The sequence below is a fragment of the Desulfobulbaceae bacterium genome, from assembly GCA_015231515.1.
Lineage (GTDB): Bacteria > Desulfobacterota > Desulfobulbia > Desulfobulbales > VMSU01 > JADGBM01.
Genome location: JADGBM010000003.1, coordinates 59,079 through 78,844, shown reverse-complemented (window position 1 = coordinate 78,844; position 19,766 = coordinate 59,079). Strand labels below are relative to the sequence as shown.

Annotated in this window: 16 protein-coding genes; 13 read left to right on the top strand and 3 right to left on the bottom strand. The window is 44.2% G+C overall.

Annotated features, from left to right (window positions below; translation table 11 throughout):
* The coding region (locus tag HQK80_01350; protein MBF0220870.1) for a DUF262 domain-containing protein at positions 1-1,733 on the top strand (1,733 nt) is incomplete at its 5' end.
* 142 nt (positions 1,734-1,875) lie between these two features.
* Here HQK80_01350 and HQK80_01345 read toward each other — a convergent pair.
* Positions 1,876-2,790 (bottom strand): IS256 family transposase, encoded by a 915-nt coding sequence (locus tag HQK80_01345; protein ID MBF0220869.1) that lies wholly within the window; start codon positions 2,788-2,790, stop codon positions 1,876-1,878.
* A 47-nt stretch (positions 2,791-2,837) separates the two neighbouring features.
* On the opposite strand from HQK80_01345, the gene HQK80_01340 reads away from it, so the two are divergent.
* The 3 genes from HQK80_01340 (at position 2,838) to HQK80_01330 (ending at position 4,271) form a co-directional block, all read left to right on the top strand.
* Positions 2,838-3,167 (top strand): hypothetical protein, encoded by a 330-nt coding sequence (locus HQK80_01340; protein ID MBF0220868.1) that lies wholly within the window; start codon positions 2,838-2,840, stop codon positions 3,165-3,167.
* 266 nt (positions 3,168-3,433) lie between these two features.
* Entirely contained in the window at positions 3,434-3,967 is a 534-nt protein-coding gene (locus HQK80_01335) for a YIP1 family protein (protein MBF0220867.1), read from the top strand.
* Positions 3,968-4,043: 76 nt separating this feature from the next.
* On the top strand, positions 4,044-4,271 hold the full coding sequence (locus HQK80_01330) for a hypothetical protein (GenBank protein MBF0220866.1): 228 nt from the start codon (positions 4,044-4,046) through the stop codon (positions 4,269-4,271).
* Between the two features lie 262 nt (positions 4,272-4,533).
* On the opposite strand, the gene HQK80_01325 is transcribed toward HQK80_01330, so the two are convergent.
* A complete protein-coding gene (locus tag HQK80_01325) occupies positions 4,534-6,630 on the bottom strand; it encodes a hypothetical protein (GenBank protein MBF0220865.1) in 2,097 nt (698 codons plus the stop codon).
* 436 nt (positions 6,631-7,066) lie between these two features.
* Here HQK80_01325 and HQK80_01320 point away from each other — a divergent pair, with 436 nt between their 5' ends.
* The 8 genes from HQK80_01320 (at position 7,067) to HQK80_01285 (ending at position 17,004) form a co-directional block, all read left to right on the top strand.
* Entirely contained in the window at positions 7,067-7,684 is a 618-nt protein-coding gene (locus HQK80_01320; protein MBF0220864.1) for a hypothetical protein, read from the top strand.
* Between the two features lie 28 nt (positions 7,685-7,712).
* Complete coding sequence (locus HQK80_01315) at positions 7,713-8,528, top strand: ZIP family metal transporter (protein ID MBF0220863.1); 816 nt, start codon at positions 7,713-7,715, stop codon at positions 8,526-8,528.
* 35 nt (positions 8,529-8,563) lie between these two features.
* The gene (locus HQK80_01310; protein ID MBF0220862.1) at positions 8,564-9,799 is read left to right on the top strand and encodes an LL-diaminopimelate aminotransferase; all 1,236 of its coding nucleotides are present in this window, start codon (positions 8,564-8,566) and stop codon (positions 9,797-9,799) included.
* A gap of 442 nt (positions 9,800-10,241) precedes the next feature.
* Positions 10,242-10,841 carry a hypothetical protein gene (locus tag HQK80_01305; GenBank protein ID MBF0220861.1) on the top strand — a complete coding sequence of 200 codons (600 nt, stop codon included), beginning with the start codon at positions 10,242-10,244 and terminating at the stop codon, positions 10,839-10,841.
* Between the two features lie 94 nt (positions 10,842-10,935).
* Positions 10,936-13,647, top strand: a complete 2,712-nt coding sequence (locus tag HQK80_01300; protein MBF0220860.1) for a right-handed parallel beta-helix repeat-containing protein — start codon at positions 10,936-10,938, stop codon at positions 13,645-13,647.
* Between the two features lie 106 nt (positions 13,648-13,753).
* The gene (locus tag HQK80_01295) at positions 13,754-14,773 is read left to right on the top strand and encodes a hypothetical protein (protein ID MBF0220859.1); all 1,020 of its coding nucleotides are present in this window, start codon (positions 13,754-13,756) and stop codon (positions 14,771-14,773) included.
* A gap of 2 nt (positions 14,774-14,775) precedes the next feature.
* On the top strand, positions 14,776-15,114 hold the full coding sequence (locus tag HQK80_01290; protein MBF0220858.1) for a hypothetical protein: 339 nt from the start codon (positions 14,776-14,778) through the stop codon (positions 15,112-15,114).
* Positions 15,115-15,228: 114 nt separating this feature from the next.
* On the top strand, positions 15,229-17,004 hold the full coding sequence (locus HQK80_01285; protein ID MBF0220857.1) for a right-handed parallel beta-helix repeat-containing protein: 1,776 nt from the start codon (positions 15,229-15,231) through the stop codon (positions 17,002-17,004).
* A 28-nt stretch (positions 17,005-17,032) separates the two neighbouring features.
* Here the strand turns inward: HQK80_01285 and HQK80_01280 are convergent, their stop codons facing one another.
* The gene (locus HQK80_01280; GenBank protein ID MBF0220856.1) at positions 17,033-17,500 is read right to left on the bottom strand and encodes a manganese efflux pump; all 468 of its coding nucleotides are present in this window, start codon (positions 17,498-17,500) and stop codon (positions 17,033-17,035) included.
* A 343-nt stretch (positions 17,501-17,843) separates the two neighbouring features.
* Between HQK80_01280 and htpG the strand changes: the two genes are divergently transcribed.
* Positions 17,844-19,712, top strand: a complete 1,869-nt coding sequence (htpG, locus tag HQK80_01275; protein ID MBF0220855.1) for a molecular chaperone HtpG — start codon at positions 17,844-17,846, stop codon at positions 19,710-19,712.
* Positions 19,713-19,766: the final 54 nt, after the last annotated feature.

Below are 19,766 nucleotides of genomic sequence, written 5' to 3'. Positions count from 1 at the left end.
CTTATGCTTGGGGGGAGGAACAGGTACAACGGTTCATTGGTGACATTGTCCAGGGTATCCGTAAGGGCGAGGAGATGTTTATCGGGACAATGCAACTCTCAGCAAAGCACTTGCTGACTCCGAGAGGTGAATACTACCAAGAAGTCATTGATGGGCAACAGCGGCTATCAACCTGTGCACTTATCTTAAGAGCCCTTCGAATACTTAATCCATCTTCTGACGATATAGCTGAATTCACGAACGAATTTAGATGGATAGAAACGCGCGTCAGTAATGGCCAGATGCAGGAGTACCTGGACGAAGCACTACTGAATGACCAATGGGAAAAGAGCTCCGAGCTGAACGTCTATGCAAACAATCTGAAGCTGATCATTGAAATCCTCAAAAACTGTAAAGATGAGGAAGAGGTCTGGCTGTACGACCCAGACGAGCTCTTCAAATACATCACACAAAAATTAAGATTTGTTGTGATTGAAACAGAAGCGGGGCTCTCCAAGACTCTTCAAATATTCAACACCATCAATACCGCAGGTCTGGACCTCAATGGGGGAGATCTGTTCAAGGTAAGAGCATATGAATATTTCAAAGATCATCACCAAAACGACTGCTTTAATGAAATTAGTGAAGTCTATGAAACGATTGATCGTGAGAATTCCAAGAAAAAGCGCTCAGTATGCTCGATATTAGACATACTCAACGTCTACCAATCAATTATCGTGGGCAAAACATCTGCGCTGAAGGATCATACTGGCTTACCGATCGTTACAATTCGATTTGCTCCCGAAACTTTTTTCGAACGCCTCTTTGATACTCGTTTTGGAATACAACAATGGGAAAACTTCACGAGTGTACCTAAGCTGGATAAAGTTAAACCGATCATCGACCTGGAAGAAATTATAAGGGTCATTAAGGGTCATCATGAACTCGACAGTAGCTGGCATAATGAAGACCTCGATCCAGCATCTTATTTAGACTTCTATCTCATCGAGTGGAGTCGATATGCTGAGTATGAATATTTATGGCATGTGTTCCGTTTTGCCTACCAGGAAGAAGAGAATATTAACCTGTTGTCAGCCGAGTACATGAATTCTCTTGCTCGCTTGTTCACGATATACAGCGTCATTTACGGCAAGAAGGTAAACGAAATACACACTTTCATCGGGAACCAGATCCGTGAAATGTTCACCGTGAATGCCAACCAGATCATTGACTCGATAAATAAGAAAATTCAGTCAACTAAAGCTACTTTCCAAGAAAATCTTGATGCACAATTCGCCTGGTATCCTGTCCCCAAGAATTTGCTCTGCCGCTTACTGGAATGGCTTTCCAGAGATATCACTCAACAACAACCGAAAGACACAAAATTGATTTTCGAAGGGTGGTACGACATTGAACACATACAATCAGTAAACGATATCAAACAGGAACAAAGAAAGGACATAGAAGACGCATGGGGCGAGCGATTAAACGGGCTCGGAAACCTTATGCTACTTGAGGCAGATATAAACCGCTCAGTCGGGAACAAAACTTTCATTGAAAAGATCGAACGCTATGGAGGCGGCCATAAGGATAGCAGTAAATTATGTGTTCCGAATACAATCTCAAGGGTACATCAGGCTCAGAAGGAGTGGATGGTCACGGACGGACAAAACAAATTGGCTAAAGATAAGCGATTGCTGATGGATTTTATCTTCGGTGATGGGAGTGTTCATAATTCTGTGTCATCGTTTTAATCTCCATCCTACCTCCCAAGAGAGTGCAAGTAAAAGTCTGTTCCGAGAATGGGCCTGAAAGATTGCTCGTCGGAGGAACTGGCTTTTGCTGGAACGGTTTCCTTGGTATGTGAATTTGAGATTCTCATTTTTTGACAACCTATCAAAGTTTTAATTCTTTATCCAGCCTTCCTTCAAAAAAGATAGCCAACTGAGAGATCGTCAGAGACCAGTTTTGAACCGGCATAGTCCATTTCTTGCTGGCATTCTGCATTCCCATATATAGCAATTTGAGCAGACTGTCTTGGTTGGGGAAGGCTCCTTTGGTTTTGGTCAGTTTACGAAACTGGCGATGTACTGCCTCAATGGTATTGGTCGTGTAGATAATTCGACGAATCTCCTCAGGATACTTGAAATATTGGCTGAGTCGGTCCCAATTATTTCGCCAGGATTTGATGACAATGGGATATTTTTCATTCCACTTATCAGCCAAAACATCCAATTCCACAGCAGCGAAATCTTTGTTGCTGGCCTTGTATACTCGTTTGAGATCTGCCATGAATTCTTTCTGGTTTTTAGAACCGACGTATCTTAATGAATTGCGAATTTGGTGCACAATACAAAGCTGCACTTCCGTGTCGGGGAAAATAGATTCGATGGCTTCAGGGAAGCCTTTGAGTCCGTCGACACAGGCGATTAGAATATCAACCACTCCTCGATTAGAGAGGTCTGTCAGGACTTGCAGCCAGAAATTAGCACCTTCATTTTCTGAGATATACAACCCGAGAACTTCTTTCCTGCCATCGAGATTTACGCCAAGAATCGTATAGACGGCTTTGCCGGCAACCTTCCCGTTCTCTTTGATTTTATAGTGAATGGCATCAAGCCAGACAATTGAATAAATTGACGCCAGGGGGCGGGCTTGCCACTCTTTGACCGTGTGGATGATTTTATCAGTGACGGCAGCCAGGGTGCCGGTTGAGACCTCGAGACCATAAGAGTTCCGGGGACAGCATATAAGAGTTCCGGGGACAGCATACTTAATTATTGGACAAATACGGCGTAACCGCCGAGCCACCCGGATCCGAAGAACGCCAGGAAAAATGGGCCAAGATAGTATCTCCTATGTCTTACCGAATCGCTGCGGACCAAATTGACATACTCTTCCAAAAACCTCAGTCTGGAGAAAATCATCTTACCAGTCAATACACCATGTGGATTTTCGGAGCAGTCCGTCTGAAAACCTGTTTTGGTTTTCAAAACGAGAAGGTTTTTTCTTGGCGGCTTTGGTTACGATATCAACTTTCACATCCTGCTGAATTAGTGGCAACTAACTATGAAGGTGCTTCCAAAACTTCGGATGAACAATCCGGTGAAGATGTGATTATCAAATCTTGCCGATTTGGCTCTGATCAAGAGTTACGATGCTTTGGAAGGCTCTTTTCCTTTGAGTAGGGAGTAAAAGTGACGGTGTTATCCATATACCTTGAAGGCAGAGTCAACAACCTGATTCTGCCTTTTTATGTTGACTGATCACCCAAAAAAAGGGTTTAGTATTAGTTAATCAAGCACGCCTTTATGCGAAAATCTACGATTTGAAACAGAACTAAGGTGTCCTTGCTAAAGGTGCCAGGTTGTTTGGAAATATGTGGACTCTTTTTAATATAAATTTGTCCCATTTTACCTTGTTTTGGGTGACTTAAATTAATTCAGGAGGAACAATGACTCATTTTAAGGATCGGATTATTCGCGCTGCAAAGTTAGATGTCAACCTATATGAGGAGGTTGAGGCTGACAAGGAAGCAATGTCACAGGCCATGGGGGTTGTAGTACTTTCAAGTATAGCCGCCGGAGTAGGAAGTATTGGGGCCGGCGGGATCGGCGGGATTCTGATGGGAATGATCGCATCCATTGTTGGCTGGTTTATCTGGGCCTATCTCACTTACTTTATTGGCACCAAATTCCTTCCTGAGCCGCAAACAAAAGCAGATCTCGGTGAATTGCTGCGCACTATAGGATTTTCTAGCTCTCCAGGCCTGATTCGAGTATTCGGTATCATTCCAGGGCTGGGCGGTGTGGTTTTTATAGCAGCTTCAATTTGGATGCTGGTGGCAATGGTGATCGCTGTCAGGCAAGCCCTTGATTATAAGAGTACGTTTCGAGCTGTAGGAGTTTGCGCGATCGGCTGGGTCATTCAAACATTAATCTTTGTGTTATTGTTTTCTGTTTTGGGTGGTGCCGCCCCTCCAGCCTAAGGCTTGAGATGCCCGTAATTTTGGAATATGTTGATATCTTCTTGAAGGTAATAAGGATTCAGATAAGGAAATCCCAATGAAAAAAATATTCTTTTTTATCTTACTCCTAATGCAATTGACTCTGATTTCATGTGGAGATAGCCCGGAACAATTATTTGAAACAGCAGAGTTCGAAATGCTTCAGACAAATTACCCTCACGCAACAAAACTTTATCAAGAGATAATTGATAAACACCCCAGTAGTGATTTTGTGGAAAAGTCTCGTGAACGGCTTGAGGAGATCAAAGTAAAGCAATTGAAGTAGAGCTGTTAATTTGGAAATGATTTGAATTACCAATAAGTAAAGTTGAATTTCTACAAATAATAGCAAGTGGTGCCCCTTTCCCCGCCCTAACCACTACCGAGCAGCAAGGAAACCATCCTTCACTTGATTCTGCGCAACAAGAATGGTATCAATCATTTCTTTCGACGGCCCGGCAAATTGGTTTCGAAGTTCGTCCACTAAGGGGAGCCAATAAAAATAGGGAGTTAGCCGTTTTCGGTTAACTCCTTTTTTTTATGATTTTTTATGAAGTTTGACCTATATTTCTCTTACTGATCTCACTGAATGCGAGGCTGAGAGCAGTTATTGGTCCAATGAGACAACCTGTGATGAGGAAAATTTTACGTTGTATTGCGGAGTTGGTTGCAAAAGAGGACTCTGGGAATAAGGCCAATCCCAGCGGCAAAAGAACAAGCAAGAAGATAACCTCGAAGAGCACTAGTTTGCGGCCAAAAATTTTAAAATTATCCATAAACACAGCGACTTTTTTCATCGTATGCAGTGATTTCTGTAGGTCACCGTTTATCTTTTCAATTTCTACTATGTGGGCAAGGCCTTGTTGGTAGCTTTCCGATTTTTTACTTTTAATCAGCTTTTGAACCAGACTAATTTTTTCTTTTATAGCGCTGATTTGACCAAGGGTCTTTTTAAAAAATCTTTTGTGTGGGAATAAATTCCAAAATGATATAACCTTGTTAAGTGCTTTACCGAGTCGTTTTGTCTTATTTGCTATCTCATCAAGGCAGGTTTCCTTGATTTCGTTACACAGGACTATCAGATCTTTGCTTTTGTTAATGACGTCAATTATGTCGTAATAGTTTGAGACATTGTGCTGTTGTTGTAAGGCTTCCAGCCTTTTATTCAGGCCTTTTTCGTTTTGATCACCCTTTCCAAGCCAAAGGGTCGTTGCCTCGGCAGTGGTTCTTGCCAAAACCATCTGCTCGTCGGCTTCTTTCCTCATTATTTCTTGTTTTGCTTGCAAAATTTCATCTATGAAACCGTGAAAAGGGAGAAGTTGTGGGTCGAGCATCAGGATCATGAAAAATTCTCTCGGGCCATTTAAGGTGGTACGAAGCTCTCCCATGGCTTTTTCGCTGAAGCCACTGGCTACCTCGATGAGGGCATTCAGGTAATTTGCCTCAATCAGGTCATGTTTGATTTTCAGGGCGGAGGCTAAGTTGTTCTGGGCTTTCCAGAGATTGCCGGTGATCTTGAAATATCGGGCAAGTAAAAGGTAAATGTAGACTTTTTCTTTCTCCTTTGTGGCATTGCTGCAAGCGGTATCCAGGAAATGACCCATATCCTGGATCCGTCCCTTTTCCAGGGCCACGAGTGCCAGTCCAACATAGGCATAAAAAAGTTTTTCCTCTTGGTGGCCGGTGGCAGCCAAAAACTTTTTTTCCCCCTTCTCGTATTGGCCAACCCTCAGACAATCTATGGCCAAATTGAGGTTGCTGTCATCGAGTACTAATCTTTGGGCCTCATTGGAGATAAGGTCTTGCCATTTTTGAGCTTTCGTAAATGTTATTTTGTAAAGAAATCGAGGCTGAAAAACACGAAACAGATCGAAAAATGAGGTGTAGACCAAGAGCTCGTGGTCATTTTTAAGTTGGTTTGGTTTAATGCCTGCCGACAACTTTTTATGAACTGCATCAGGGTTTTGAAAAACCTTAACAAAAGCGTCATTTATTTGTTGGAATGATATATAACCGAGGTTTTGGATGCCCTGGGACTCCATTGTTAACATTTTGCTTGGGCATTTAGATGGCTTGTGGTTAGACAAACCGCAATAATAACATTCCTGCTCGCTGCCGTTTAGCAGTAAGTGTCGGTATTTGAAGAGACGCTCGGTGTGAAAGTCGGGCTTTTGAGTGTATTCCGCTCTATATAAACCTTCGTCTTCAAGTTCAAAGCGGCAGTGGAGCGGTTTTTTTATCTCTTGCAGCTCAGGCCATTTTAGTTTCAATGCACGGCTTACATGGAGCTTTTCATTTTGCAAGGAGCTCCATAGGGTGGAGCCACTTTCGCAATAGGCGGGAAGAGGATCCGCTCTATGGCTGATATAGTGAAATATAAATTTTACAGGCAGCGTCTGTTTTTCGTTTTTGCTTGTGGTCGAATTGTTACGGAAGGAGTCCAGGCTTTCGTGGACAGCAACCAAGGCTGAAATAAGTCTTTCAAAACGAAAGCGCAGAATATCGTTGTTGCTTGCCTTGTCCTCAAAGCCGCTCATTCTGAGAGAGTCGCGGAGGTGGCTAGCTAAAGAGTTGTGTTCTTCTGAAGGTGTTTCCCCCTCACCCGGTGTGGGGTGAAGGGCAACAAAAATGGGTAGAGTTTTCATCTATTGAGTAGCGCCAATATGGATGTGTGACGAATGTTTACAACAGTATTCTTCACAAAATGATTTTTGTAAAGGCAAAGACATTTCACAGCAGGAAAGTACAGGTAATGATGCTCTGGGGGAGAGTTGTTAACACTCAATTTAAGGTCGTATCAATAAAATTCAAATTATTTATTCAAAAAGTATCTTCTCTTGTTATTTTTGCTTGAGAAGAGTAGCTAGAGTTGGTTTGATGTTGCTAATGCATTATCTGCATCAATACTATGTCGTAACTTCTGGATAAATAGATCTATTGAAAGGGGATTTCTTGTGAAAGAAATACTATCGTTTCTGTTGCTCGTTTTAAATATTGCTGGAGTGCCAATTTTTTTATTGTCTATGACAGTGCCAGTTAGCGCGTCTTCTGGGGGATGGATTTCAGATCCGATGTACTCGTTTGTCAGATGACCAGTATCCTAAAATTAACGCCGGTGGTGAAATTGCCTGGATTGCTGGTCAACCTGATAGCAAAGGCAAAATAGAGGATTATAATGTTTTTTTGTATTCGGGAGGAAACATTACCCAGATAACCAATGATCAGGCATTTAACGTACAGGTACGTATCAACGCCTCTGGTGACCTCATGTGGAGAGCAAAGGGCGATGCAAGTTCCGATATTTTTACTCGGATCAACGGTACCATCAGACAGATTACAACTAATGAACACCTTGAGTTATTCCCCCAGATGACAGATACGGGGCATTTGGTCTGGGAAATGAATGATGGCACAGATGATGAGATTTTTGTCAAGCTGAGCCAAGACCAGGAACCGCGACAGATTACTGCAAATGACCATGACGACTGTCAACCAGTAATTAATGACAGCGGTACAGTTGCCTGGCAGGGAGATGATGGAGAAGATAAAGAGATTTTTATTTACTCAAACGGTGTTACAACCCAATTGACCAATAACTCGGTTAATGATTTGGCGCCTCAGATTGATGCAAAAGGTAATGTTGCCTGGTTGGTCAGCGGAGATTCTGCTCATGGTATCTATCTGTACCTCGCCAGTTGAGTAACTTTTTGGATGGTATTCACTGAGGATGATCGATTTTATCCAACAATTTAGCCCTGTTACTCAGGCATTTATTGCCACACTTTTTACCTGGGGCGTTACGGCGGCGGGAGCCTCACTTGTTTTTTTTACTCGGACATTGAATCAAAAATTTATGGATTCAATGCTGGGTTTTGCTGCCGGGGTGATGATTGCTGCAAGTTTCTGGTCCCTGCTTGCACCAGGCATCGCTATGGCTGAAAAATTGGGCCATATCCCATGGTTGACCGCTGTTATCGGGTTTATGGGTGGTGGCATTTTTATGAGGCTGACGGACAATTTCCTGCCGCATCTCCACCCTGGTTTAAGTATTGAAAAAAGTGAGGGGATAAAGACATCATGGCAACGAAGCACCCTTCTGGTGCTGGCCATAACTCTTCATAATATACCCGAAGGTCTTGCTGTCGGCGTTGCTTTCGGAGCGGTGGCAGCCAATCTTCCTTCGGCCACAATTGGTGGGGCAATAGCTCTGGCAATTGGCATTGGTATTCAAAACTTTCCTGAAGGCACAGCAGTTGCCGTTCCCTTGCGCAGAGAAGGGATGAGTAAATGGAAAAGTTTTATGATGGGTCAGGCCTCGGGTATTGTTGAACCCATTGCTGGGGTTATCGGGGCCTTATTTGTTATGAAAATGCAAAATATTCTGCCATACGCCCTCTGCTTTGCCGCTGGCGCCATGATTTTTGTTGTTGTAGAAGAGCTCATTCCTGAATCCCAACGAAACTACGCAAATATTGACCAGGTAACAATGGCAACAATGCTTGGTTTTTCAGTAATGATGATTCTCGATGTTGCTTTAGGATGATTATTTAAATAATTACTATAAATAAGGAGGCCATAATGGCGCGAATTAATGATAATTACCTCAAACTTAAGGCTGGGTACCTGTTTCCTGAAATTGGGAGGCGCGTACGAGAATTTTCGACTGCCAATCCTGAAGCTAAGCTTATTCGCCTGGGCATTGGCGATGTTACGATGCCACTTGTAAAAAGCGTTGTTAAGGCGTTTCACCAAGGTGTTGATGATCAGGGAGAGGCCTCATCTTTTCATGGTTATGGCCCAGAGCAGGGCTACGACTGGCTGGCCAATATAATTATTGAAAAGTCTTATAAGCCTCTTGGTGTTGAGCTAAAGGCCAGCGAGGTGTTTATCTCTGATGGCTCAAAATGCGATAGCGCAAACATTCTTGATATTTTCGATTTGTCGAATAAGGTGGCTATCTGTGACCCGGTTTACCCGGTTTATAATGATACAAATGTGATGGTGGGCAGAACTGGTGAGGCCGATGAAAAAGGCTACTATAAAGGTCTTGTCTACATGCCGTGTACGGCAGAAAACGATTTTGCGCCTGCCTTTCCCACCGAAAAGGTTGATTTGATCTACCTCTGTTACCCCAATAACCCAACCGGCACAGTTGCAACGAAGGAGCAGCTGAAAGCCTGGGTGGATTTTGCCATAAAAAACGAGGCAATTATCCTTTTTGATGCTGCTTATGAGGCATTTATTTCTGAGCCGGGTATACCGCACTCAATTTATGAAATTGATGGTGCAAAACAGTGTGCCATTGAGTTTCGTTCCTTTTCAAAAACAGCGGGTTTCACCGGGGTACGATGTGGCCTGACAGTTGTTCCTGAAGGTTTAACTGCAACGTCCGCCTCTGGGGAGAAAATCGCCTTAAACCGTCTTTGGAATCGACGACAGTGTACTAAGTTCAATGGGGTATCCTATCCCGTACAGAAAGCTGCTGCGGCTGTTTATTCTGACGAGGGCTGGGCAGAGATCAAGGAGGTAATAGCTTTCTATATGGAGAATGCACGATTGATTCGAGAAGGGCTTCAGAAAGCTGGAATTGAATGTTATGGTGGTGTGAATGCCCCTTATATCTGGCTGAAAACTCCGGAAGGGCTACCAAGTTGGGACTTCTTTGATAAACTGCTCAACGAGTGTCATGTAGTTGGAACGCCTGGCAGCGGTTTTGGGCCAAGCGGAGAAGGATATTTCAGGCTTTCAGCTTTTGGTTCGCGGGAAAACGTGCAGGAGGCGGTGAAACGCTTTATAGCAAAATGGGGGAAGTGAGTAACTCGCAAAATTAATAAAGGCAGAGCCTAAGCTCTGCCTTTTTGGTCAGTGAATGATATTTGAGTTCTGTTATCGATATAAATCTTTTATTTTTTTTATGGCGATTTCACGCATCTTTTTTTCAAGTTCACTTTTTTGCATAGCCCCTCCTCTTTACATTTTCTAAGGACATTACTGCTTACAACTTATCGAGTGTATGTCAGCATCTTCTGTGCCAAACCATAGTAAATGTAAAATGTTGTTTTATTTCAGTGAGATATGGTGTAGTTGCAGGAGGCGACACTATTTAGAAGGGCTGAAAAATTGTTGTTTTCCGGAAAACTGGTTCGTTTTTCCGGAAAAAGTGCGTTTTGCTGTTATGTTCCTCTTGACAATTGACTAAAGGGCTGTAACTTTCGTGCACATAAAGCACCTCTACTTAAACCAGGATACCAAGATCATGGCCTCGCAAACGGCACGATATCTGCTTCTCATCGGGATTATTTTTCTGTTTGTTTCTTCTAATGTATTTGCCTGTGTTGGCAAAACCCTTTATGTAGGAGCTTTAGACACAGCAGAAGATGCGATTATGGCTGAGTTTCTGGTGCACTTTATCAATGCACGCACCGGTTCCAGTGTAAAAGTTAAGATTTTTAAAGATACTGAAGATCTATATAAAGCTTTACAGTCAAACGATGCAGAAAATCGGATTGATCTGGTTGTTGAGGATACTAGTGATGCAAGTCATGTTCTTGGTTTACAGCGTAATCCTAGCCTTGAGCGGGAATATATTGAAACCAAAAAAGCCTATGAAAAGAAATTCGATGTCATTTGGCTTGACCCTTTTGAGTTTACCAATATAAAAGCCGGCCAGAAGTCAGCGGCGGCCTCCTTGGTGCGGCGTGATGTTCTTGCCGCTTTCCCCCTTCTTCCCAGGATTTTAAATAAGCTTGCAGGGGCTATTGATAATCAATCGTTTACTCAACTGCTTGACCAGGCCAAAAGAGAAAAACCCAACACAATGGTAAAATTTTTTCTTGAAAGCCACGGCCTTATCTGATCAAAAATCATCTTTCCTCATCTATTTTTGGGAACATTTCCCTGTTTCGCTAAACATAACTTGCGCGGCATCACTAACGTTTTGTCTTGTTTTGTTGTCTGTTTCTTTGGGCTCTGCCGCCAGTGCTGAGGCTGCATTTCTTCGTGTACCGGATGATTATGTGGAAATTCAGCAGGGCCTTAACGCGGCCCAAAAAGGAGATACAGTAAGAGTTGCTGAGGGGGTGTTTTATGAAAATGTCAGTATGAAAGACGGGGTGATTCTGGAAGGTGGTTGGAACAAGGATTTTTCCCATCGGGATCCAGCAGCCTTTGTTAGTACGATCGACGGTATTAAAAATGGCGGCTGGGTAGTTTTTGGGGCCAACAATGCTGTATTAGACGGATTTACCATCATCAACGGCAGTCTTTCCGATCAGGGCGGCGCTACCAGCGGGGCAGGCATTCATTGCCGCCTAACGTCGCCAATTATCCGAAACAACATAATCAGGAACAACGAACCTGGCGGTATTTACTGCAAGGAAAGTGCGGCAACCATTGAGAACAATCGTATCTACGAAAATGAAAAGGCCGGGATATACGCTGAGCGGGGGAGCGATCTTAAAATTTACGGCAATACCATCCGGGATAACAAAATGTCGGGAATTGGTACTGGCGATTTGCCGGCCTCAAAACTTGATGTGAGGAACAACAGGATCCACCACAATCTTATTGCCGGCATTAATCTTATTTCTGCCACCGGAACTTTTTATAACAATATCATATACGAAAATGCCCGTGCGGGAATCAGGTGTAATCTCATGCCTGTTGAAATAATCAATAACACCATCACGGCAAATTACCGGGCCGGGATCATGGGAGTTGATCCTTCGCTTACCCCCCTGATAAAAAACAATATCATCAGCCACAACCAGAAAAGCGGTATTAAGCTTGCTGCAAAAGGGTATGCATATAACCTGCTTTATGCAAATAATCTGGAAAGTGAGTCGTATCCGGAGTTTATTTGGTCGGTTCGTCGTCAGTTTAGCGGCTATGAAGATGAGGAAAGCTATTTGACGCAGCATAACATTATTGCCGATCCGCTATATGTTGATGCAACTGCGCACGATTTTCATTTGCGACCTGTCTCTCCTGGGATTGACGCCGGCGATTCCGCTGCTCTCTTCAATGACAAATATTTCGGTCCGTCCATGGGGGCTGAGGTCAATGATCTTGGTGCTTATGGTGGCCCTTTTGCTGTCAGCGAAACAGGCAGGATGAATCATTCGCCCCAGGCGAATCCTGGCGCCTCACAAACTGTCTACATTGAAGATGAAGTGAGCCTGGACGCTTCCGGTAGTGCTGACCCAGATGGTGATACCCTTTTCTTCTTCTGGGGTATTCTTTCAAAACCTCCAAACAGCGTGGCCGCCCTTTCCGATGAAAACAGCGCAACGACCTCTTTTATTGCCGATATGCCCGGTGAATTCACGGTTCAGCTTCGTGTCAGGGATCGGTTTGGCGCAGTAAGTGATCCGCAAACTGTTACGATTATAGCCCGGGAAAATCGACCTCCTACCGCCAAAATTGGTGCTATACGGAAAAAGATCAACCTGGGGGATGTGGTAACTCTGCCACTGTATGACAGTGGCGATGCGGATGGTGATACCTTGACGTATAAGTGGGAGCTAACCTATAAGCCAATTGCCAGCCGCACCAGTCTTGCAGGAAGTACAAGCTTAAATCCCACTTTGGCCGTGGATGCCCCCGGATGCTACACACTGCAGTTGACAGTCAACGACGGTACGATAGACAGCATTCCGGACTCTGCACATTTTTGTACAGACTATCAGGCTCAATTTGGTATACGTGATGTCCCTGGACAATATCCAACCATTCAGACCGCTATTGACTCATCCTTTGATGGAGATATTATTATCGTCCAGAAAGGGATATATAAGGAAAACGTTATCGTTGACAGGGTTGTAAATCTTATTGGGGTCGATTGGCCAGTTATAGATGGTGGAACCACTAAAGGCAGTGGCGAGGCTCTGCATATTTTTTATGTGGGAGAGGATGCCGGGCAGGTTCAGGGCTTTGTGATAACTGGTGGTGGCACTGCCCCCCTTGGCCACGGGATACGGATATGGAACTCGTCACCGGAGATCTTTAATAACAAAATTATGCGAAATGGCTATGTTGGTGTCGGTATTCATGGCAAAGAGAGGCTCACCAGGGAGACAAGAATTCACGATAATTTTATTTTTGAAAATATGGTGGGTGTGGGCAATGGGCTGGGCTGTGGCGGCCAGATATACAGAAACTATATTTATGATAACCGCATTGCCGGCGTCGGTGCGAAAGGTCTGTCATCACCGATAATCAGCGGCAACAAAATTTACGGTAATTTTACTGGTGTTGGCTCTCGGGGTGTGGCCTTCCCTCATATCGACCAAAACAACATTTATGATAATGTTTTTGGGATAAGTATCAATCAGGTCAGGCCTCTGGAGCCGTTTGAACCAAGGCAGGTGCAGATTACAGGTAATTTTGTCTCTCGAAACCAGCAGGGGGGAATATTTGTTTCATCCTTGAATTCGAATCCAATTGTTGTCTCTGAAAACACGGTGGATTCGAATAATCATGAAAGCGCAGAACTTGAGCGTGGGGGTGGAATTATTATCGGTTATCCGCAGCATCCTCGCCCAGATACTCTTGCCGAAAACAATTTTTTGAGCAATAACAAAAACTATAATCAGCAAAACTATAGCCTGTCTGGACTTACTAGCATTGTAGAACCAGAAAGGCCTGCGGGATATACCCCGTAAGTGCTTATTTCTCTTGACTTTATACGGTCATCTTGCTAATCAAAATCAAGTTGTACTGCTAAAAATCAATGGGTTAAATGAATAATCAAAATTTGGGCGAGAAAACATGAAAAAATCGAGTTTAGTCGTAATGCTATTTCTAACAGCGGTTCTTTTTGCTTTTACATCGGCCAGTGAGGCGGCAAACGAACCAGGTGCTGCTGCCAATACGCAGCAGTCGAAAGCTGTAGGTAGAATGGCTGATACAAGTCAGCAGTTTACCGTTGGGAGCCTTCCCGAAGAGATCATAATCAACCTCAATACCGTAGAGAAAGACTCTGCTGATACGCAGCCACGGCTTAAATATCTCAAATTTACTGGACTACGAGTTGCTGAGGATGGCAAAACTGTAGAGTTTAATATTGAAAACAGTTTCGACCTCCCTGATGCAGAAGATATCCTGCTCGGCGGCTTAATGCTCTCCAGTATGGTTCGTTATGATTATGATGGCGGCGAAAAACTCCATACGGCGGTGTTGTTTAAAGATAAACGAGTAATACTTGAACAAGGGGTAAATACCTTTAAAACAGATCCTGCCACCTATCCGAACGTGGCCAGTATTGAAAAACTCCAGTTTTTTCTGATGCCGCCACGGACTGATTTTATTCGCAAGAAACAGGCTGTCAGCGATGATGTTGCTGATACCAGTCAGGCTTTTTCGGTTGCTAATCTGCCGAACCGTATTGTTGTTGATCGTAACACCATCGCTCAAAATGCCTCCCAACGGGATCCGCGTCTCGAATATATCGAGATCAGGGACTTGCAGGTTGGTGCCGACGGTAAAACGGTTGAGTTTTCGGTTGAGAATATCTTTCAACGTCAGAAGTTGATCCCGATTCATGTCGGTTCTTTCATGGTCACTGGTATGGCTCGTTACGGATATGACAACGGGGCAGAACTGCACAGCACGGTTTTGCTTTCCCAGATGCAAGTCACCTTTGAGAAAGGAACGACCAAATTTAAAACAGATCCTGGGCTTTATCCACTGGTTACCAAGCTGGAGTCTGTTCAGTTTTATTTCACACCGGTGTCAAGGATGCTTGACCCCGGTCAGACCCAGAAAGATATCTTGGGGAGTGCAAATTAGCGATGAAGGGACGAAGGCTAATCGGGGTAATCCTGATAGTGGTATTCTTCGGTTTTGGTTTATCTGTGGCGGAGATTAGTTTTGCAGAAGATTTACAGACACCCTCGAAAACTCCTTATTCACAACAGCCAAACCCTAACCTGCCGGTTGTTGATGAACAGGTGATGCAGGATGCCGAAAAATTTATTCTCGAAATGCAACAGAAGATGATGCAGGAGAACCAGAAGATTATGCAGCCTAAGATTCAACAGGCTATGCAGGAAAAAATGCAGAAAACGGTTAAGCCGAATAAACTTGCGGGTAACCAGAATGAGAAACCGGAGCAACGTGGAAAAAAATAGTCGAGAAGCTCATTCCCTTCAACATACGTTGTCTTTTAGTAAAACCGGCCCTCTAAAGCCGGTTTTTTTATTAACAGCGATTGTAACCAGCGTCATTTGTGAGGCAATAAATCCATGGAAATAGCAAAATTGTTGGTTGGCAATAGATCGAAATTGCTCGTGAAGGGCTCAGTATTTCTACTTTTTGCTGGGTTTTTTGTTTTGACAATGGTGGTGACAAAGGCGGGCGCTGAAACCTCAACCGTAACCGAGCAAGATCTCGGTACCCAGAACGCTGACTCGGAGGTTGAGCTTGATATTCGTGCCATCCAGAAAAAGATGATGCAGGAAGGTATGCAGCAGAAAAAAATGCAGGAGGTTATTCAAGAGATGATGCAGGTCAAAGTTCAGGAGAAAATTGACGCTGCAAGCTCTTTCCCCAAACGAGTTCAACCCGACCAGATGCAGCAAGAGGTCCAATCAACTATGCGACCCAAATTACAGGGGATGATGCAACAGAAGGCGGGTGTTACGGTTGGTTCCGGGCCGCCATCAACACCACCAGAGGGCAATAAAAAATATATTTTCAGCAGTTTGCCCCAGTCGATTCTTGCCAAACAGCATAGTCAGCAGGTCCTGATGCCTGATATCGAGGAGGCGATTATGCTGGTGCTCAAGGTTGGCAGGGAGACGGCAGCCCCGCTTATTGACCGTGAATTTCACAACAACGGGGCCATTATTACCGTTCCCGATCAGCACAAATCAATTCAAGCGGCTATTGATGCGGCACAATCAGGCGACACCGTTCTTGTTAAAGCAGGAACTTATTTTGAGCAATTGACCATGAAAGATGGCGTTAAACTGGTATCTGATTCCGCCGACCAGGGTGACGAGCTTGTTGCTGTTGCTGGAGCGGTCATAAAGCTGCCGAGCAGAGCCCTTCGAACAATCATTGACGGTACCAAGGCTAAACCTTCGAAACACGGTATGATTGATTTTAACCCTGGAGTTGAGCGTAAAACAATTATCGATGGTTTTACGATTCAAAACCTTCCTCATCAGGACCACCATGTTCCTGGTCACGCCCATGGACTTAATGTCCGAGGGGCCAGCCCTATTATCACCAACTGTTTAATTCGTAACATGGGCAGCACTGGTATTGGTAATCACGTTGTTTACAATGACCAGGAGAGTTCTGTGCCGAGTCGGGATTTTCGCTGGCAAAACATCAAGAATTTTTCCTCTCCGGTTATCTATAATAACATTGTCCATAGCAGCGTAGGACTTGGCATCGGATGTAATCACTTCTCAACACCAATTGTCCTTGCCAATGAAGTCTACAATAATGATGATTCGGAGGTCTCTGGAAGCCCATCTCCGGGAATTGGTAATAAACACGGCTCTGCCGCCACAATTATCGGCAATATCGTTCATGACAACCCCGGCGGCGGTATTCAGTGTAAAGTCGGCGATCCTCAGGGTATGTATAATATTGATCGTCCAACCCACCCTTCCATCGTGCAGAATGTTATATACGATAACGGCATGGAGAAGGCTGCTATCAGCAGTCAAGGCGCGGGTTCTCTGGAAACACCAGTTATTATTAGCGGGAATTATGTCTTTAACTCCGGGGCAGCCGGCATCGGGTTGATGGATGGTGCGGTGGCCATAATTGAAGACAATATGGTTGCTAATAGCAAGGATCCCGGTATTGCCGTGAAGAGCAGTACGGTTCTCAAACTTAATGGCAATGGGGTTGATGGAATGGTTGATACGCCGGGTATTTTACTTGTAAATAAAACGGTTGTTCATGAGATGCTTGCAAACACAGTCACGCCTGGTGATCAACCACCGTTTATGCTTAAAGATGATAGTAGTATCATGGAAAAGGCAGCTAAGGTTGTGGAATAAGGCACTTATCAAAATAATCAATAAGGCACTAAAAAATCCCATGTTCACGAAGTATGTTGATGCCGATGCCGATCAAGACAAGACCTCCGACGATTTCGACATTTTTGCCCAGTCTGGTTGCCGAACCTACCCAGTTGCCCAGGTGAATGCCTAAAGCGGTTCCTGCTGTGGCAACGACGCCGATGATCAGCGCGGGAAACCAGATTGCTATTTTAAGCACCGCAAAGCTTAACCCCACAGCCAGTGCATCAATGCTGGTCGCCACAGAGAGTACAACCAGGTTTCGACCGCGAGTTGGATCTCTTTCGCATTTGTCCTTCCCATCGTCAGGTTCAACTGCTTCCCAGATCATTCTGCCACCTACAAAGGCAAGCAGGCCAAAGGCCAGCCAATGGTCAAAGCTTTCAATATAGTTGCGAACAGACAACCCTGCCGCCCAGCCGATAATATTCATTCCAGCCTGAAAAAGCCCGAAATGCCAGGCGAGTCGGAACATATGCCGAAAGCTGACCTTTGGTAAACATATGCCGGTTGCAATGGCAACAGCAAAGGCATCGACCGCCAGGGCCACAGCGATTAGAAAAATTGTAGAAAACTCCACAGCTTACCTATAGGGGAGATAATAAATCAATTGTATTGACAGAAGCGAATTGATGATTATTTTCTTCCGCCAATCGCCGAATTAATCAGGGCGAGCACTGTTGTAGCAACTTCGGTTCAAATAGTTTGTTAATGAGTAGCTGAAAACTGTCGTCGTCTTAATTTTGCACCACTGCCATATACGGCGATATCGCTCAGTTCCAGTCACATAATTAATCGTAAGTAAGAGGTAAATGAACATGGCTAAAAAGAAAGAAGAAACCCTTGAGTTTCAATCGGAAACTAAGAAGCTCCTCGATATTGTAATCCACTCCTTGTATACCGAAAAGGATATTTTTCTGCGCGAGCTTATTTCTAACTCGGCAGATGCGCTCGAGAAAATGCGTCATCAAGGGTTAATGGAAGAAGATTATTTTGATAAAGACGTTGAACTCGATATCAAGATTACCTGTGATGAAAAGAATAAAACCATCACAATAGTTGATACCGGTATTGGCATGACCAAAGAAGAACTAATAGCCAATCTGGGAACAATTGCCCATTCAGGGTCTAAAACATTTCTGACTGAGCTTAGTGAGAGTGCCAAGAAAGATTTGAGTTTAATTGGCCAGTTTGGTGTTGGTTTTTATTCTGCCTTTATGGTTGCCCAGAAAGTAACCGTTCAATCACGGTCGTACCGTAAAGATGATATTGGTCATCAATGGAGTTCTGAAGGCACCGGCAGCTATACGGTTTCAGACTGCAAGGGTTTGCATCGCGGCACAAAAATCATCATCCAACTCAGTGAAGAGACAAAAGATTATGCTCAGGAAAGCACTCTCAAGCGAATAATCAGGCAGTATTCGAATTTTGTTTCTTTTCCGATCAAGGTGTCTGGTGAAGTAATTAACACGGTCACGGCACTTTGGACAAAGAGTAAGAGTGATATAAAAGACGAGGAGTATGTCGAATTCTATAAATTTGTTGGCAATGCCTATGACGAGCCTAAATATACACTGCATTTTAGTGCAGATGCGCCGCTGGCCATTCGCTCTATTTTGTTTGTGCCAAAAGACAATATTGAGCGAATGGGCTTTGGCCGACTTGAGCCTAGCGTCAGTCTGTATTGCCAGAAGGTGCTGATTGATCAGCACAGTGAAAAAATTCTGCCTGAGTGGCTGCGCTTCTTAAAAGGTGTTGTTGACTCTGAAGACCTGCCGTTGAATATCTCCAGGCAAGCCTTGCAGGATAATGCTTTGGTTGCCAAAATCAACAAGGTTGTTACCTCGCGCTTTCTTAAATTCCTTGATGAGCAGGCAAAAAAAGACTCCGAAGGGTATGCCGAGTTCTGGAAGACGTTTGGCATTTTCCTGAAAGAGGGTGCAACAAGCGACTTTACCCACCGAGAAGGGATTTCCAAGCTACTCCGTTTCGAGTCCTCTGCCTCTGAGCCTGGTAAGTATGTCTCTTTGGCTGACTATGTTGGGCGAATGAAAGAAGGCCAGAAGGACATTTACTACATTAACGGCTCCAGCCGTGATGCGATTGAGGCAGGTCCATACCTTGAAGCCTTTAAAAAGCAGGAGTTTGAGGTCATTTATACCTTGGAGCCCATCGATGATTTTGTCTTAAGTCACCTTGGCGAGTTTGACGGCAAGAAGCTTCTTTCCGCTGACCGCGCCGACCTTGAACTGCCTGATGCTCCAAAAGATGAAAATGAGCCGCCTAAAGATGCTCTGGATAAGACCATAGCGACCTCCTTGACCAAATGGATGAAAGAGACCCTGGGAGATAAGGTGAAAGAGGTTCTTGAGTCCAAGCGCCTTGTTGACAGCCCGGCAATTATCGTTAATCCGGATGGCTTCATGACCTCATCCATGGAGAGGATTATGCGTGCTCAAAACCAGGATGGCGGGCTTCAGCAGTTTGGCTCCAAAAACCTGGAGATCAATACCGGTCATCAGTTGATTAAAGATCTAGCTGATTTGCGGGTAAAAGATGACAACTTTGCCAAGGTAATTGTTGCGCAAATTTTTGATAATGCCATGATTCAAGCAGGTCTGATTGTAGAGCCGCGTGCCCTGGTTGAGCGCAACTACGAGATTTTGGCAAAGGCAGTCAAAGCGTAGCCTGTAGGTGTCTAGGCTGTAGGTGTTTAGCCTACAGCCTACAGCCTATACTTA